General features: G+C 42.2%; 16 protein-coding genes. 13 read left to right on the forward strand and 3 right to left on the reverse strand.

Annotated elements, in window-relative coordinates; genetic code table 11:
• On the reverse strand, positions 1–371 hold a 371-nt coding region (locus ACKPQ5_RS01560; protein ID WP_407677335.1), incomplete at its 3' end, for a glutamate--tRNA ligase family protein.
• Positions 372–439: 68 nt separating this feature from the next.
• On the opposite strand from ACKPQ5_RS01560, the gene ACKPQ5_RS01565 reads away from it, so the two are divergent.
• On the forward strand, positions 440–1,657 hold the full coding sequence (locus ACKPQ5_RS01565; RefSeq protein WP_407677336.1) for a DEAD/DEAH box helicase: 1,218 nt from the start codon (positions 440–442) through the stop codon (positions 1,655–1,657).
• Between the two features lie 11 nt (positions 1,658–1,668).
• Positions 1,669–2,073: a peptide-methionine (R)-S-oxide reductase MsrB gene (gene msrB, locus ACKPQ5_RS01570; RefSeq protein ID WP_407677337.1), complete on the forward strand. Its 405-nt coding sequence runs from the start codon at positions 1,669–1,671 to the stop codon at positions 2,071–2,073.
• A 76-nt stretch (positions 2,074–2,149) separates the two neighbouring features.
• Here msrB and ACKPQ5_RS01575 read toward each other — a convergent pair whose 3' ends face one another.
• A complete protein-coding gene (locus tag ACKPQ5_RS01575; RefSeq protein ID WP_407677338.1) occupies positions 2,150–2,314 on the reverse strand; it encodes a hypothetical protein in 165 nt (54 codons plus the stop codon).
• 107 nt (positions 2,315–2,421) lie between these two features.
• Here ACKPQ5_RS01575 and ACKPQ5_RS01580 point away from each other — a divergent pair, with 107 nt between their 5' ends.
• The 5 genes from ACKPQ5_RS01580 (at position 2,422) to recJ (ending at position 9,285) form a co-directional block, all read left to right on the forward strand.
• The gene (locus tag ACKPQ5_RS01580) at positions 2,422–3,027 is read left to right on the forward strand and encodes a DUF445 domain-containing protein (RefSeq protein WP_407677339.1); all 606 of its coding nucleotides are present in this window, start codon (positions 2,422–2,424) and stop codon (positions 3,025–3,027) included.
• 68 nt (positions 3,028–3,095) lie between these two features.
• A complete protein-coding gene (locus ACKPQ5_RS01585) occupies positions 3,096–4,409 on the forward strand; it encodes a mechanosensitive ion channel family protein (RefSeq protein WP_407677340.1) in 1,314 nt (437 codons plus the stop codon).
• Between the two features lie 63 nt (positions 4,410–4,472).
• Positions 4,473–4,799 carry a preprotein translocase subunit YajC gene (gene yajC, locus ACKPQ5_RS01590; RefSeq protein WP_407677341.1) on the forward strand — a complete coding sequence of 109 codons (327 nt, stop codon included), beginning with the start codon at positions 4,473–4,475 and terminating at the stop codon, positions 4,797–4,799.
• 48 nt (positions 4,800–4,847) lie between these two features.
• On the forward strand, positions 4,848–7,532 hold the full coding sequence (secD, locus tag ACKPQ5_RS01595; protein WP_407677342.1) for a protein translocase subunit SecD: 2,685 nt from the start codon (positions 4,848–4,850) through the stop codon (positions 7,530–7,532).
• Between the two features lie 34 nt (positions 7,533–7,566).
• Positions 7,567–9,285, forward strand: coding sequence for a single-stranded-DNA-specific exonuclease RecJ (gene recJ / locus ACKPQ5_RS01600; protein ID WP_407677343.1), 1,719 nt, complete (start codon positions 7,567–7,569; stop codon positions 9,283–9,285).
• Here recJ and ACKPQ5_RS01605 read toward each other — a convergent pair.
• Positions 9,282–10,787 carry a glycine--tRNA ligase gene (locus tag ACKPQ5_RS01605; protein ID WP_407677344.1) on the reverse strand — a complete coding sequence of 502 codons (1,506 nt, stop codon included), beginning with the start codon at positions 10,785–10,787 and terminating at the stop codon, positions 9,282–9,284. The two genes, recJ and ACKPQ5_RS01605, sit on opposite strands and share 4 nt — an antisense overlap.
• Before the next feature lie 503 nt (positions 10,788–11,290).
• On the opposite strand from ACKPQ5_RS01605, the gene ACKPQ5_RS01610 reads away from it, so the two are divergent.
• From ACKPQ5_RS01610 to ACKPQ5_RS01635, 6 genes are read left to right on the forward strand one after another with little or no spacing between them, the layout of a single operon-like run.
• Entirely contained in the window at positions 11,291–11,728 is a 438-nt protein-coding gene (locus tag ACKPQ5_RS01610) for a Fur family transcriptional regulator (protein WP_407677345.1), read from the forward strand.
• A 28-nt stretch (positions 11,729–11,756) separates the two neighbouring features.
• Positions 11,757–12,512 carry a Fe-S cluster assembly ATPase SufC gene (gene sufC / locus ACKPQ5_RS01615; RefSeq protein ID WP_407677346.1) on the forward strand — a complete coding sequence of 252 codons (756 nt, stop codon included), beginning with the start codon at positions 11,757–11,759 and terminating at the stop codon, positions 12,510–12,512.
• A 19-nt stretch (positions 12,513–12,531) separates the two neighbouring features.
• Positions 12,532–13,941 carry a Fe-S cluster assembly protein SufB gene (gene sufB, locus ACKPQ5_RS01620; protein ID WP_407677347.1) on the forward strand — a complete coding sequence of 470 codons (1,410 nt, stop codon included), beginning with the start codon at positions 12,532–12,534 and terminating at the stop codon, positions 13,939–13,941.
• Between the two features lie 42 nt (positions 13,942–13,983).
• Positions 13,984–15,201: a Fe-S cluster assembly protein SufD gene (gene sufD / locus ACKPQ5_RS01625; RefSeq protein WP_407677348.1), complete on the forward strand. Its 1,218-nt coding sequence runs from the start codon at positions 13,984–13,986 to the stop codon at positions 15,199–15,201.
• A 17-nt stretch (positions 15,202–15,218) separates the two neighbouring features.
• Positions 15,219–15,770 (forward strand): putative Fe-S cluster assembly protein SufT, encoded by a 552-nt coding sequence (sufT, locus tag ACKPQ5_RS01630; protein WP_407677349.1) that lies wholly within the window; start codon positions 15,219–15,221, stop codon positions 15,768–15,770.
• Between the two features lie 52 nt (positions 15,771–15,822).
• Positions 15,823–16,269 (forward strand): ribose-5-phosphate isomerase, encoded by a 447-nt coding sequence (locus ACKPQ5_RS01635; protein WP_407677350.1) that lies wholly within the window; start codon positions 15,823–15,825, stop codon positions 16,267–16,269.
• Positions 16,270–16,273: the final 4 nt, after the last annotated feature.

Below are 16,273 nucleotides of genomic sequence, written 5' to 3' on the forward strand. Positions count from 1 at the left end.
CCAAATGACTGAATTTCCTTTCGGGATTTTTCACATGGGTAAACGAAACCTTCCTTTGCCAGTTGTAAAAGAACAGCAGTATATTTATCTGCCCTTTCGCGTTGATTGTAGGGACCGTATTCACCTCCGCAATCTGGTCCTTCATCCCAATTGATTTTTAAGCTCTTCAAATCCTGCATTGCTGCTTGTGAAAATTCTGACTGGCAGCGTAGTTTGTCCAAATCGTCATTCCGATAAACGATATCTCCATTTCTTTCCCTCGCCCTACTCCATGCGACCTTGAATGTACTGGCGTGTCCTTCATGCAAATAACCGGAAGGAGTGGGTGCAATTCTTCCCCTGTAGGTTTTTTGTTGTTTGTCCTCGCTCATTTGATGAATTTAGGCTTTAGCTATACTTTTACGCAAGGAGAAGAATTCCCTTCTCCCACTATGTTACGATGAATTTTAAAGAATTGGGCTTATGTCCAGAAATCCTTCAGGCAATTGAAGATCTAGGATATGAGGATGCAACTCCTATTCAAATAAAAGCGATCCCAGCAATTTTAAAAGGGAGGGATATGGTCGGCTCAGCACAAACTGGTACTGGAAAAACAGCCGCATTCGCACTTCCCGCACTTCATCGATTAGCGAAGCCAGGCGGGTGTCGTGCTCTCGCCTTAGCCCCTACCCGGGAACTCGCCATTCAAATCGAGGAAAACTTTCGAAAATATGGAAAATATCTGGGTTTAAAAATGGCTCTCCTTTATGGTGGGGTAAAATACGGAAAACAATTGGAGGAATTGGGAAATAATCCTGATATTATTGTCGCCACTCCGGGACGGTTGCTCGACCACATCCAGCAGGGTAATCTTTCATTGGGTAAAATTGAAATTCTGATCCTCGATGAGGTGGATCGTATGCTCGACATGGGATTCGTTGAGGATGTAACTAAAATCATAAATAAGACACCTCGATCCAGGCAAACTCTGCTTTTTTCTGCAACGATTCCAGATGCGGTTGTCCGTTTATCAAAGTGGGCATTAGATAACCCTGCCGAAGCTAAGATCGATATCAAAATATCGGCGGCAGAGACGGTTTCTCATGCCCTTTACCCAGTGCCGGCAATTCAGAAGTTTGATTTATTGGTATCCCTTTTGAATAACATTAAATTTGATAGTTTAATCATCTTTTTTCAGACGCGCAGAGGAACGGATAAAATAAGCCATTGGCTTACTGAGCATGGACAGGATGTTCGGGTATTACATTCTGACTTAAAGCAGAGAGACCGGATGTCGGCGTTACAGGATTTCAAGGACGGAAAAGTTAAAATTCTTTCCGCGACCGATGTGGCATCCCGAGGTTTGGATATTTCAAATGTTACTCATGTCATTAACTACGATGTCCCCCAACATGCGGAGGACTACATTCACAGGATTGGACGAACTGGACGTGCCCGTACTGAGGGTGAGGCTTTCACACTTTGTAAACCGGAAGAATTACCGTTAGTTGAATCAGTCGAAAAATTGCTTGGAAATCCATTGCCGAGAAAGTTTGTCGATGATTTTGCGTATCGGGAAGCACCGGAGAGTTTAGTTCCGACTGGGGCAGTGGTTTCAAAGAAGAGGAATCGGAGTTTTGGAAAGCAAGTTTCTTTTGGTTCGAGGAAACGCAGATAGTATTGTTTTCTATGCACGAAGAAAACAGTAGGGTTAATAAAAATTTCAGTACCGATCATTTAGACCCAGAACAAAATAATATTTGCTGCGGGGGGGGTACCGAACGAGCATTTTCTGGAAAATATTGGGACTGTAAGAAAGTAGGAACTTACGACTGCGTGGTCTGCAATTCGCCGCTTTTCTTATCCGGTACAAAATTTGACTCGGGTTCGGGTTGGCCCAGTTTCTATGAAGCTGTCTCTCCTGATTCTGTTACAATATTGGAAGATCGCAGTCATGGCATGGTTCGGGAAGAAGCTCTTTGTGGAAATTGTGGTTCGCACCTAGGGCACCGCTTCCCTGATGGTCCTCAACCAACTGGTCAGAGATACTGCATCAATTCTGCCTCTCTTCATTTGGTTGAAGCCACTCAATAACACATAATTTTACATTTATCTTCCCGCTAAACCGCTTCGGCGGTTTTTTTGTGTCCAGTGCTCCCGGAAAAAAAACTTATTCAGAAGATCCGATGGACAAATCGTGAACGGATTCCGAGGAGATTTCTTTTTCTTCTGTCCAATCTACGACTGTTCGGACAGGTAGAGTCACCACTCGTGTGCATCCAGAAAAAAAGAGTGCATAGAGGATAGTAATGGTTATGAAAAGAAACTTGCCCATAGTTATTAACCATAGTAAATCCGAACGATCCGCAACTATCAATTTATCTTAGTAGCGCATCTCTCCCCATTTCATTTAAATAGTAACCAGCCAAGAAAAACATATCAATGCCTCCAATTCTTTTATTACTTCCCGTAATTGCATCTCTCATCGGATGGTTTACCAATTATCTAGCAGTTAAAATGTTATTTCATCCCCGCATCCCATTCCATTTTTTGGGAATTTCTATTCAGGGCGTATTTCCCAAGAGACAAAAACAATTGGCAGAAAAATTGGGAACATTAGTAGCAGAAGAACTTTTTTCGATCCAAGAGGTAACTCTTAAATTAAAGGAACTGGCCACAAGCGAAGAATCCATGGACCTTGTAGGAAAGAGGATCGAAAAGACGATTAGAGAGAAACTCGTAAAAAGTTTTCCGATGCTCGCTATGTTTCTGACCGATGATATGGTTGAAAAAGTAACCAATTTATTCAAGGCCGAACTGCAAGATTTCCTTGGTGAATCGGCACAAGATATTGGCAATAAATTAGAGGAAAGTTTAGATGTAAAAGAATTAGTTCGTGAAAAAGTGGAAGCATTCTCCTCTGATAAGCTGGAAGAAATTCTATTTTCAATCATGCGAAAAGAATTCCGTTTTATCGAAATGGTCGGGGCGGTGCTAGGATTTTTGATTGGCTGCGTACAGGTAGGGTTAACCTTAATCGCCACCTAAGTGGACTCGGATAGAATTATTGCTTGTTGCATTATATCTCTTTAATTCATTGTTTAGATTAGAATAAGATGAACACCGTACTGGCAAACTTGGATTGGGAAAACTGGAGAGAGTTTTGGTTGGATCCATCTATTCGTTTACAATTTGCAGTTCTTGCCGGGCTAATTGCTCTCGTCTTTATCCTAACCAGGATTACTAAGCCTCTTTGCGAGTCACTCTCAAATGCGGAAGGTAATAATGAGTTTAAGACATTACTCTGGAGCAATGTTACCAGAATGGTCGCTCCCCTTTATTTATTGGTTTCCTGTCTATTGGCAGTTGCTTTGGTCGAGAGGTTTTCAATTTCTTCCCAGGAGTTAATTCGTCCCTTTACCAGTGCTGCAGGGGCATGGGCAACTTACCGAATGATATCGGGTTTTATAAAAAGCCGGGCTTGGCTACGGTTAATTGCAGTACTGGCATTTACTTTGGCGGCACTGCATAGCTTTGGACTACTAGAAACAACAATCGATTTGCTCAACTTACTTGCTTTTAATGTGGGTGACCGGCGAATCTCAATACTCGATATCCTCAATGGTGGTTTAATTTTACTTCTATTACTCTGGATTAGTTCTCTGCTTGGTAGTTCAGGTGAGAAGAAAATCAAAAAACTGCCGCACTTACCTCCCTCCTTACAGGTTCTACTGGCAAAAATCCTACGGGTCATTCTTGTTTTTGTAAGTTTCGCGATTGCACTTTCCACTATTGGACTCGATCTATCATCCTTTGCCATCCTCGGTGGTGCCATTGGTGTGGGAATTGGTTTTGGATTGCAGAAAGTAGTTTCTAATTTGGTCAGTGGTTTAATTCTGCTCTTAGATCGTTCCATTAAACCTGGTGATGTAATAGAAATCGAAGGGACTTATGGTTGGATTAATTCATTGCGGGCCCGATACGCATCTGTAATCACACGGGATGGGAAAGAACACCTAATTCCCAATGAAGATTTAATTACCAATCGGGTAATCAATTGGTCTTTTAGTGATCGTAATGTACGAGTACGAGTACCAATCGGTATTTCTTATAATGCGGACCCACGAAAAGCGATTGCGCTTTGTTTGGAGGCTGCTCACTCCACTAGCAGGACCCTGCAAAGTCCTGAACCCAAGTGCTTAGTGATTGGTTTTGGAGATAATTCAATTGATTTAGAACTTCGATTTTGGATTGATGATCCTTCGAACGGTGTCGGGAATGTAAGAAGCGAAGTGCTTCTGGCAGTTTGGGACCGTTTTCAGAAAGAAGGAATTGATATTCCTTTTCCGCAAAGAGACATTCATGTTTCTGGACTTTCTCCCAAAATTATTTCAGCAATCCAAGAAGACACGAATAACGACTCCCCTTAATTTAAGCATCCGGGCTTGCCAAACCGACTAATTCTCGTTTTTATTGACCTTTTGTTTATATTTATGTCTTACACAGAATTACCTTTACTTGGCGAGATACTCGCCATGGCACCTCCAAGCGGTCAATCCGGCGAATCTGGCTTAATGAGCTTCCTTCCAATGATTCTCATTTTTGTGGCCTTCTACTTTTTGCTCATTGCACCGCAAAGAAAAAAGCAAAAACAACACGACAAGATGATTAAGTCCCTGGAAAAAGGAGCTCGGGTAAAAACAGTCGGTGGTATGTTTGGCACTATTACTGGGGTTAAAGACGATTGTTTTGTTCTTCGTATCGCAGAAAATGTAAAAGTTGAAATATCCAAAGAGGCTGTTTCTGCGAAAATCGATTAATTCTTTTCTCCGACTTTATCGGCCCCCTTTCTTCAACCGAATCCAATCATGAACAAGTCCACCACCTGGAAGCTAATTTTCACCGCCCTCATTATTGTAATTAGTTTTACCCTTATCCAACCATTTGAAGATCAGGAACTAGGAGGTTACGCACTCAGTCAGGTAAGTTCGGAAGCAAATTCATCGAATCACACTGGACATGAAAACTTTGCTGAGGTTATCGATAACTTACGTAATCAACTCCCCGAGGACCAACCAATTGATTACGGCGCCTTACGATCATACGGAAAACGGAATCGTCTGGACTACGCCGCTTTTTTTAGTCCCCCGGAAGGCGTTCTTGGAACAGTGGGTTCAAGGATTTTTCCAGTTTGGGTAAAACCTGGAATTCGTTCCAACCATGTAAAGGACCGCGATAAGAGAAACGATCTAGTTCTTCGTACCCTCCTTAAGAATTCACAAGCTGCAATCAAACGAGGTTTGGATCTACGAGGTGGGATTGCATTCACCATGGAGATTACCGATGCCAATGAGAGCGATTCATCCGCCTCCCCGTCTGGTGCAACCCCGATGGATAAAGTAATCGAAATTATGAGCGAACGATTGAATGCATTCGGCGTGGCAGAAACCTTAGTTCGTAAAAAAGGGGATAATGCAATTGAAATCCAAATTCCCGATCGTACCACAAAGCAGGATCCTGGAATTATTGAAGAACTTCAAAAACCCGCCAAACTCGAATTTCGCGTAGTGAATGTTAATTCAGATGCTCCCATTCCTCTTCAGGAAGGTGAAGAGTGGACAGACGATGAAGGTATTCCCTATGTTGCCATGCTAAGGAGCGATGCGGTGGCCAACGAAAGACCAATCTGGGTGAAACGTTTATGGTCTGCGGATGGAGATATTATTGAGGAAGCTTATGCCAAGCAGGACCAAATGGGCGGCTGGGAAGTGGGCTTGGACTTTACCTCCGACGGCGGCAAGATTTTTGGCGATCTTACAGGAGAAATTGCAAATGCGAATGATCCAACCAGTGGAGCACTTGGTCGACTTGCGATCGTATTGGACGGACAATTAGAAAGTGCTCCCACCGTTAAACAAAGAATTGATGGTGGCAGTGCGGTAATCAACGGTAACTTTAGTTTTCGCGAAGCAAAAATGCTTTCTGACATTCTCAACAACCCTCTTAAGGTATCACTCACCATTGGAGAGAAGTATGAAGTCTCCCCTACCCTTGCAGCGGGTGCGCTTTCGAGCAGTTTGAATGCTTGTTTACTGGGTGCGGTTCTAATTATAGCTTTTATGATAACCTGGTATAAGGCAGGGGGAATAGTTGCGGTACTTTCAGTAGGAACGAATATTTTATTAGTGATTGCTGTTTTGGCGGGATTATTTCAAGCCACCTTCACATTACCAGGCATGGCCGCTCTAGTCCTCACTATTGGAATGGCAGTGGATGCAAATATTTTAATTTTCGAACGAATACGGGAAGAATTAAGGTCTGGTAAAAATTCTGAAAATGCACTCGAAGGAGGATATGCAAAGGCATTTTCTACGATCATTGATGCAAATTTAACCACTTTGATTACCGCATCTATTTTGATTTGGCTTGGTACCGGTCCGGTCAAAGGTTTCGGTATTACTCTTGCAATCGGAATAGTAACCTCGGTTTTTTGTGCATTGTTCATCAGCAGGCTTCTTATGAATGTGTTGCTTCAATTAGGTGTCCAAAATTTGATCAGCCTCCAAAAGGTTGAAAAGCGGGCACCTCGGGCAGAAATTGATTTCCATAAATATCGGGTTCCTGCCTTTATTATGTCCTGGGCAATTGTGGCAGTTGGCATATTTTCAGTTTATACGAATCAAGATAAAATTTTAGGGATCGATTTTAGGGGGGGTGAAGAATTAATTGCCTCCTTTGATCAACAGATTGATCCTGAAGTGATCGACCAATCGTTGGAGAAGGGAGAACAACTGGGAGAAGTGCAACATGTCTACCGTTCTGAAATTGGATCAGGAGAGGAGTCCACTCGTTTAGTGCTACAGACCGAGATTGGAAAGGCGAGAAATGTTCTAGACGCCCTTGCACAAGCAAATCCAAGTGCGGGACTAATGGAAGAAGGACTAAGCAATATCGGAGCCTCAGTGAGTAATCAAATTAAAGACGATGCAATTTTATCTGTGGTCGTCGCCTTACTTGGAATTCTCTTGTATGTGGCCATTCGATTTGAAATGGGCTACGCGATCGGGGCAGTTATCGCCACAATTCATGATGTTTTGATGACAATTGGTTTATTTGTTTTGATTGGTACGGTATCCGGTGGGGTCTTGTGCTCCGGACAGTTTACCGCGCCAATGCTTGCCTCTATTCTGATGATTGTAGGGTACTCAATCAACGACACTATTGTTGTCTTTGACCGTATTCGGGAAGAACTTGAAATGAACCCTGTAACGAACTTAAAGAAAGTGATCATGATTGCCATCAATCGGGTTCTTTCCAGATCAATACTCACTAGTGTAACAACACTTTTAGCCGCTCTTTCGCTTTGGATCTTTGGTGCGGGTGTAATTAATGACTTTGCATTTGTTTTCGTAATCGGAATTTTGACTGGAACATTTTCATCTATCTTTATTGCGAGCCCGATTTTCTTCCTTTGGCACAAAGGGGACCGTAAGCATGTAGAAGAGGGTGAAATTTTGCCCAAATATGATTGGCAGACATCATCCGATAAATAAGTTTTACCCCTAATTACAGGTTAGAAATTATTGAATGCAGTGGATTGAGGATAAGTATGACGAAAAGAGTGTTAGCGCACTCAGTCAAAATTTATCAGTCTCCCCCACTTTATCTAAGTTTCTGCTAGCTCGGGGAATTACCACCCCTGAACTAGCCACCGCTTTTCTTAAGCCAAGACTGGCTCATCTAATAAACCCGTTCGAAATTGCGGGGATGAGCGAGGCAGTGGATCGAATCATTCATGCGATCAATAATAAGGAACACGTTCTGATCGTTGGAGACTACGATGTGGACGGAATTACATCCACTGTAATTGTGAAAAGAAACCTCACCGAGCTTGGCTTAACCCCCTACCATGTTACTCCAAAAAGGAAAACTGAAGGCTACGGATTAACTCAGGATATCCTTGAACGTGGATTAAAACTTGCCGATATTAATTTAGTTATCGCTCTTGACTGTGGTACCAATTCCAAACAAGAAGCGGAAGGTTTACGATCGAAAGGGATTGATTTAATAGTGGTGGACCACCATCAATCCAAAGATGAATCTCCAATTCAAGCGATTCAGGTTAATCCTCACCTCCACGAGGATAAAGGAGAACCATGGAGATTTTTGTGTACTGCAGGGCTTGCCTTTAAACTCGTTCATGGGATTCTAAAAAAATTACGCGAACAAGGGGTCAAAAGAGCATACGAAATAAACCCAAGAGACTCGCTCGCACTAGCCGGGTTAGGAACGATTGCAGATCTTGTGCCCCTTCGTGGAGAAAATAGAATTCTTGCAAGCTTTGGACTCCGAGAATTAGGGCGCAATCCGTGCAACGGGCTTAATGCAATTCTGGAGATGGCAAACCTACACTCCGAACCCAACCCAAACAGTGAAGATGTAGCTTTTAAGATAGCTCCCCGAATCAATGCATGCGGTCGATTAGATGATGCGGAAGTTGCAACCTCACTTCTACTCGAAACGGATAAACAAAATTGTAAATCTCTTGCCCTCCAAATGAATGAGTACAATGAAGAGCGAAAGCGGATTGAATCAAAACTTTCTGAGGACGCACTTGTTCAGGCAAATGAATTCTTTTCTGATCGACCAGCGGTGGTCGTATGTGGCCAAGGTCCCAACTGGAACCCCGGGGTAGTTGGAATTGTAGCGGGCAAGCTAGCAAACTCATTGGGGAAGCCCTGTATCGTACTGGCTCAAACAGGGGACGAATGTAAGGGATCGGGACGGGGTGTAAAAGGAGTCAACCTGGTACAAGCATTAGATCAATGTAAGGAACTTCTTGACCATTGGGGCGGACATCCGGCCGCAGTTGGATTAAGTTTATCAATTGAGAAACTAGAAGATTTCAAAAAAAAGTTTGTTGAAGTAATTGAAAGTGACACCGGGGGTTCATTTCCTGAACCCACTCTTCAGATTGCCGCGGTTATTCAACAGGATGAACTACAGGAAAATCTGCTTTCAGATTTGAGTAATTTAGCACCTTTTGGTCAAGAGAACCCAGAGCCGATTTTATCGCTTCAAAAAATCCGTTTAGCGTACGAGCCCAAAAAAGTGGGTACCGGAGAGCATTTTCAATTCTCCGTACATAACGGTAACCGTACTATTTCTGGTATTGCTTGGAATATGGGTGATAGGATACCTCCCAGTACCACGGACATAGACCTTGCATTTCGGTTGAGATGGAATTCCTGGAATGGGCGGAAAACACCTCAAATGGTCTTAGAGGATTGGCGAATTAGTGACTAAGGATTAATCTTTTCTTCCAAATACGAGATCGCCTCCTCTTCAGATAACCGTATCTGTTCGGTGGTATCCCGATCTCGAAGAGTGATCGACCCATCTCCTTCAATCGTTTCGAAATCAACCGTTAAGCCAAAGGGAACCCCTACTTCATCTATTCTTCGGTATCTTCGTCCAATAGCACCGCTTTGATCGAAAATCACATTCCACTTCCTCTGTAATCGATGATAAAGTTTGCGAGCCCGTTCCACGAGTACTGGTTTATTCTTAACCAATGGAAAAATCCCTGCCTTAATTGGAGCAACACGAGGGTGGAACCGTAAGACAGTTCTCTTCTCTCCCTCCACTTCATCAATCTGATAGGCGGAACAGATAACCGCAAGGAAGGTACGATCGACCCCTAAACTTGGTTCAATCACATGGGGTAAATACTTTTCTTTTCGAGCCTCATCGAAAAACTCCAAGTTTTTGCCAGAATGCTCCTGATGTTGAGTCAGGTCAAAGTTTCCTCTCGCCGCAATGCCCTCCAGCTCATGCTCGCCAAAGGGAAACTTAAAAGTGATGTCGGTGCATGCCTTGGCGTAATGGGCAAGTTTATGCTTTGGATGAACTTCCTCTCCAAGAAAATCTGCAGTCAATCCAATACTGCTAAACCAGGACATTCTCGTATCGATCCATTCCCTGTGGTACTGAGGCCAAGCGTCCTCGTCCGGGGGAATAAAATACTCGATCTCCATTTGCTCAAATTCCCGAGATCTGAAAATAAAATTACGTGGAGTAATTTCATTTCGAAATGCTTTTCCAATCTGGGCGATGCCAAAAGGAACTTTTACCCGCCCGGTATCAACAATATTCTTGAAATTAGCAAATATACCCTGTGCCGTTTCAGGCCTCAAATAGGCCTCTGAGGAAGCATCCCGCAGAGCTCCCACATTGGTCTGAAACATCATATTAAAATCGCGGGGCTCCGTGAGACTACCGATATTACCAGTCGCCGGAGAAGGTACTAATTTTTGTTCCACTGCCGAGAGTTCATCGTAGGGACGTAATTCTACTGGTTCAAGTGTTCCCTGCTTCGCTGCTTTTCTTTTTATTAATTCCCCTCTCTTATCAGCTTCATCCTGCATGTCGACTGACTCGATAAGGCAGATCCAACCCAGTGAATCTCCCTCCACCCGAATATCAGCTGCGAAAAGTTGATCGGCTCTGTATCGCATTTTGGATTCCTTACAATCCACCATTGGATCAGAAAATCCATCGATATGCCCCGAAGCTTTCCAAATACGAGGGTTCATAATAATACTCGAATCTAGTCCCACCATATCCTCTCTTCGTCGAACCATATCCTCCCACCATGCATCCTTTATATTGCTGCGCAATTCAACGCCCAAGGGACCATAATCAAAGAATCCATTGATTCCCCCATAAATTTCAGATGATTGGAATACGAACCCCCTGCGCTTGCACAGAGATACAATTTCCTCGATTAAAGTATTTTCTTTCGCCATTTTGAAGTTTTACATTACATTTTCTTCAATTAATCGACAACCAAGAATTAGAAATTCATTCTTTATTAATTGTAAGTTGACTTGATTACACTAGATTATTTGAATCCGTTTATGCCCAGAAAAAATTTACCATTTTTAAAAGTCCTCGCATTCGTACTTTTATTCACATCTTGTTTTTTTACTTCTGGTTGCAAAATCTTTCCAGGATTTAAAAAATATATATCGTCTGACATCAACGTTGCGGGTGCATTGACCCACTCCCCCAATTCGTTTGCCCCCATTGAACCCGGCACAATCCGTTTGCAATCAGAAGAACTTTGGTACCGAAGAGATTTTAGTGGAAATAAAACTACTTTCTTGTGGGGACTTTTTACATTTACTGACTACTGATAAACGGAAGTAGTAAAATTTCACAGGAAAGTGAAAAAAGACCTAATTTATAATTAGAATAATTCCATTTAATACTTGCGATTCCGCCCCTTACCCCTATACTATTGGGGGTTATGTCATACACATTAAAGACTCAAGATAGAAGAGAACTACATACCGCTCTTCAAAAAAAAGGTTTGCGCTCCACCAAGCAACGAGCCTCTGTTTACGAGGTTATTTTATCTAAAAAAGATCATCCCACTGCGGATGATATTCTAATCCGAGTTCGAAAAAACCTTCCCACAATTTCTCTCGCAACCGTTTATAATTGTCTTGAAACACTTGTCGACTGCGGGCTCGTCCGGCAAGTAAACTTAGATCGTTCATCCACTCGATTCTGCCCAAACCTTACCCCTCATGCCCATTTTAAATGTAGTGAGAGTGGGAAAATTTTTGATCTTAATATGGATGAGGAAACTATGGAAAGTTTACATTCAATTCTACCCAAAGGCTTTCAATCACAAAACTTCGAACTCTCCTTCTCCGGGACAGTAAAACATTTATCCAACTAAATTAAACACTTCCAGTAAACCTTGTTATATGAGTACTCTTCAAATCGATAATCTTTCCGCTTCTGTAGGGAAAGAGCAAATTCTTAACAATCTAAACTTCACTCTCCCAAAAGGAGAAGTTCATGCCATTATGGGACCGAATGGAAGTGGGAAAAGTACTCTTTCCAAAGTTCTGGCGGGCCACCCTGACTATCAGGTAACAGGGGGTAACGCATCTATGGATGGAACCGAATTACTGGGTCTTAACCCAGATGAAATTGCGAGGCTAGGCCTCTTTCTTGCCTTCCAATACCCAGTTGAGGTCCCTGGAGTCAGTATCGCAAATTTTATCCGAGCTGCAATTAAGTCCAGATTGCCGGAGGGTGAAAATATAAAAGCGGTTGAATTCTACAAAGAACTCTATTTAAAAATGGACGGACTCGGAATGGATCGATCTTTTACATCACGATCGATGAATGAAGGCTTTTCAGGGGGTGAAAAGAAAAGGTGTGAAATTCTGCAAATGTCTATGCTTAATCCTAAGTATTGCATTCTTGATGAAACAGATAGTGGGTTGGATATTGACGCACTCAGAGTGGTATCCGAAGGAATTAATCAAATGAAAAACCCAGACCGTGGGATTTTGGTTATTACTCATTACCAGAGGCTTCTTGATTATATCGTGCCCGATAAAGTGCATGTTATGTGGGAAGGTCGGATAGTTCGAAGTGGTGATAAAACACTGGCTCTTGAACTTGAAGATAAGGGATATGATTGGATCAAAGAAGAAGTTGCTGCCGCTTAATAAACTTACCAAAAATTAAATGATCAAACCATCAAACATTGAAATTGACCGAGAAAAAGGTAATTTCCACTACCCTACTTCAAAATATGCTTTTGATGCAGGTGTTGGACTTTCTGAAGACGTAGTAAAGTATATTTCGGGGGTGAAGAATGAACAAGATTGGATTCTGGACTTTCGACTCAAAGCACATTCTATTTTCGAAAAAAAGCCCATGCCCACTCATTGGGCGTCAAGAGATTTGGAAAACATTGATTTTGATGTTATCCGATATTACCTCGCACAAGGCCAACAGCCTAGCAGGACATGGGATGAAGTCCCCGATGACATTAAAAAGACTTTTGAACGCCTAGGTATACCCGAACAGGAGCGTAAATTCCTTGCCGGTGTTGAAGCACAATTTGACAGCGAGGCGGCCTATTCCAGAATGAAGGAAGACTTGGAAAAAGAGGGTGTTATATTTGTGGGTTCAACAGAGGGACTTCGGGACTATCCAGAGATTTTCAAAAAATGGTTTGGTAAAGTAATACCAACCTCCGATAACAAATTTTCAGCTTTAAACAGTGCTGTCTTTAGTGGCGGAAGTTTCATCTATGTTCCCCCCGGTGTAAAACTTGCCCAACCCCTCCAGGCATATTTCCGAATTAATGCCGAAAATTTTGGGCAATTTGAAAGAACTCTTATTATTGCAGATGAAGGATCTGAAATAACCTACATGGAAGGTTGTACCGCCCCCAAGTTTGAAACTTCAACTTTGCATAGTGCAGTGGTTGAATTGGTTGCCCTTAAAGGTGCTAAAATTCAATATATTACGGTTCAAAACTGGTCGAACAATGTCTTTAATCTCGTTACTAAAAGAGCGATGGCAGAGGAAGAGGCGGAGGTGCGTTGGATTGATTGCAACATAGGTTCTCGCCTTACGATGAAATACCCTGGTGTAATCTTAAAAGGGAGAAAAGCCAGAGGTGAAGTTCTTTCGATTGCGTTAGCAAATGATGGTCAGCATCAAGATACTGGTGCCAAAATGGTTCATGCAGCGAGCGAAACAACTAGTAATGTCATTGCCAAATCAGTTTCAATTGGCCAAGGCCGTTCCTCCTATCGCGGATTAGTTCAAATCCCAGGGCACCTTGAACATTGTAAGAATAACACAGAGTGTGACGCGCTTCTCATTAACAGTGATAGCCAGACGGATACTTATCCCGCCATCGCGATACAAGGAAATGAAAACTCTGTTCAACACGAAGCAAGCGTATCAAAAGTGAGCGCCGAGCAAATCTTTTACATGCAACAACGTGGACTTAATCAGGCGGAGGCAATGAGTCTCTACGTCAATGGCTTTGTAAATGATTTAATTAGAGAATTCCCGATGGAGTACAGTGTTGAATTGAAAAGACTTATTGACTTAGAAATGGAAGGCTCAGTCGGGTAAGAAGCTAATTATATGAACCCATCATTACCTTCTAAACTAAATATGAAAACACCCTTTGGATCTCCTGATTTTTTCCAAGCGTTCTCCGACAAACGGTCATGGGAACCTGGATGGATGGCAGATTTCAGAAAAGATTCATGGAATCGATTTGCTGCACTTCCACAGACTAAGATAAAGGACGAAAAATGGAGGTTTTCCCCAAGGGCCCGTTTTGGATATTCTAATTGCGATCAATTAACTGATTCGCCCAAATCGACTACACTGGAAGGCAAAAGCTCTGAACAAGTGATCTTTGAATCATTTGATCAAGCGATTTTAGACCATCCCAACCTTCTCTCAATACTGCCGTCGTTAACCGGTCCAAAACTAGGATCAGATGCTACCTTTTTGCTCGGTTCCTCTTTCTCAGAATCGGGATTTATATTTAAGGCAAAGAAAAACTACAAAGAAGAGGAGCCTTTTATTTGTAAACATTTTGCTCCCAAACAGAACCATTCTCTTTTCCAGCAGAACATTGTCATTGTCGAACCTTTTGCTGAAGTAACTCTCATCGAGTATTTTGACTCAGAGGACCAATCTTCAACTGGGGTTTTATCCAATTTAAGCCACATTCAATTAGGAGAAGGAGCGAAACTTAATCGTGTTGTAGTGCAACGCTTAAACAGTCACTCCACATTTAACCATCTCGAAAAAGTTGAGTTAGGAAGAAATGCCCAGTTTACTAATGTTTCCCTACAACTTGGAAGTGCACAAACTCGAGTAGAATCGAGGGGAGATATTATAGGTGATGCGGGTGAGTTTAATAATTACTCGCTTAGCCTTGGTCGTAACAATCAATTGTTTGATCAACGCACTATCCAACATCATATTGCACCCCATGGGAAAAGTAATTTACTTTTTAAAAATGCATTATTAGACAATTCAAAGGCGATTTTTTCCGGTCTCATTAAAGTAGACCCCGCTGCCCAGCATACAGATTCTTTTCAAACAAACCGTAATTTGTTGCTGAGCAAGAAAGCAGAAGCCGATTCATTACCGGGTCTTGAAATACTTGCAAACGAAGTAAAATGTAGTCACGGAGCAACAACCAGTAAAATTGACGAGCAAGAATTATTTTATCTACAAAGCAGGGGTATCTCCAAATCAATCGCTGAAAAATTGATTGTCCTCGGATTTTTCGAAGATATCATTGGCCAGGTTTCCAATGTGGATCTGGTTGAGTCACTGCGGGACGAAGTCTCCCAATTTTTCAATACCTAATCCTCATACTTTTTTTAATGAGCCAACAACAACAAGAAATCGATTTATTAAGAGATGTAAACGCTACCTTGATTCCTCATGGTGAAGAATTCCTTCTGTCCAAGGGCGATAAAGTTACTATTACCCATCGGTTAGGCGGCAACTTCACGGTAATGACATTGAATGGAATGTATAGAATCGCAGCTAAAGATGCAGATGCGTTAGGAGAGAAAGGGAATGACTTTGCAGAGAAAAATCACCCGGAAGGAACTGAACCAGCAAGCGAAGAATCGATTCGAAATAATTTAAAATCCGTATTCGATCCTGAAATTCCAGTCAATGTGGTAGATTTGGGGTTAATCTATAAGGTTGAAATTGAAGAAGTGAAAGAACGGGGAAGAATTGCATTTGTAGATCTTACTCTAACTGCGCCTGGTTGTGGAATGGGACCAGTAATTGCGGAAGATGTAAAGGGGAAGGTGCTTGAACTTCCGGGAATTGATGATGCCGAGGTCGAGATTGTCTGGGATCCCCCATGGTCTCAGGATATGATGTCTGAGGAAGGAAAAATGGAATTGGGCTTAATTTAGAAGCCTTTTGTTTTACAATATCATTTATCTATCCTAGGGTAATGACCATCTTATGACTACTAGTGAGAAGAAATACAAGATTGCACTTGGTTGTGATCATGCCGGCTTTGAATACAAGGAGGCAATCAAAGAATTCTTACAAAGCGATGGCTATGAAACTAAAGATTTTGGCACATTTTCAGATGAGTCTGTTGATTACCCTGATTTCATTCGTCCTGCTGCCGAAGCCGTTGCCGAGGGCTTGTGTGATTTCGGAATTGTCCTGGGTGGTAGTGGAAACGGGGAAGCAATAGCAGCTAACAAAGTCAAAGGGGTTCGCTGTGCACTTTGCTGGTCTGAAGATACAGCCCGTTTAGCAAAACAGCATAATGACGCAAATGTTATCTCCATTGGACAAAGACAAATATCAAAAGAACTAGCACTCACTATTGTTGGAACTTGGCTTGAAAGCAATTTTGAAGGAGGAAGACATCTCAGAAGAATACAGATGCTCGACTAGTCTA

It is taken from the genome of Candidatus Seribacter sulfatis (genome assembly GCF_964187635.1).
Lineage (GTDB): Bacteria > Verrucomicrobiota > Verrucomicrobiia > Opitutales > Seribacteraceae > Seribacter > Seribacter sulfatis.

Coding starts and splice junctions, on each gene's coding strand:
- ACKPQ5_RS01565 (WP_407677336.1), top strand. CDS start 440: ATGAATTTTAAAGAATTGGGCTTATGTCCAGAAATCCTTCAGGCAATT.
- msrB (WP_407677337.1), top strand. CDS start 1,669: ATGCACGAAGAAAACAGTAGGGTTAATAAAAATTTCAGTACCGATCAT.
- ACKPQ5_RS01575 (WP_407677338.1), bottom strand. CDS start 2,314: ATGGGCAAGTTTCTTTTCATAACCATTACTATCCTCTATGCACTCTTT.
- ACKPQ5_RS01580 (WP_407677339.1), top strand. CDS start 2,422: ATGCCTCCAATTCTTTTATTACTTCCCGTAATTGCATCTCTCATCGGA.
- ACKPQ5_RS01585 (WP_407677340.1), top strand. CDS start 3,096: ATGAACACCGTACTGGCAAACTTGGATTGGGAAAACTGGAGAGAGTTT.
- yajC (WP_407677341.1), top strand. CDS start 4,473: ATGTCTTACACAGAATTACCTTTACTTGGCGAGATACTCGCCATGGCA.
- secD (WP_407677342.1), top strand. CDS start 4,848: ATGAACAAGTCCACCACCTGGAAGCTAATTTTCACCGCCCTCATTATT.
- recJ (WP_407677343.1), top strand. CDS start 7,567: ATGCAGTGGATTGAGGATAAGTATGACGAAAAGAGTGTTAGCGCACTC.
- ACKPQ5_RS01605 (WP_407677344.1), bottom strand. CDS start 10,787: ATGGCGAAAGAAAATACTTTAATCGAGGAAATTGTATCTCTGTGCAAG.
- ACKPQ5_RS01610 (WP_407677345.1), top strand. CDS start 11,291: ATGTCATACACATTAAAGACTCAAGATAGAAGAGAACTACATACCGCT.
- sufC (WP_407677346.1), top strand. CDS start 11,757: ATGAGTACTCTTCAAATCGATAATCTTTCCGCTTCTGTAGGGAAAGAG.
- sufB (WP_407677347.1), top strand. CDS start 12,532: ATGATCAAACCATCAAACATTGAAATTGACCGAGAAAAAGGTAATTTC.
- sufD (WP_407677348.1), top strand. CDS start 13,984: ATGAAAACACCCTTTGGATCTCCTGATTTTTTCCAAGCGTTCTCCGAC.
- sufT (WP_407677349.1), top strand. CDS start 15,219: ATGAGCCAACAACAACAAGAAATCGATTTATTAAGAGATGTAAACGCT.
- ACKPQ5_RS01635 (WP_407677350.1), top strand. CDS start 15,823: ATGACTACTAGTGAGAAGAAATACAAGATTGCACTTGGTTGTGATCAT.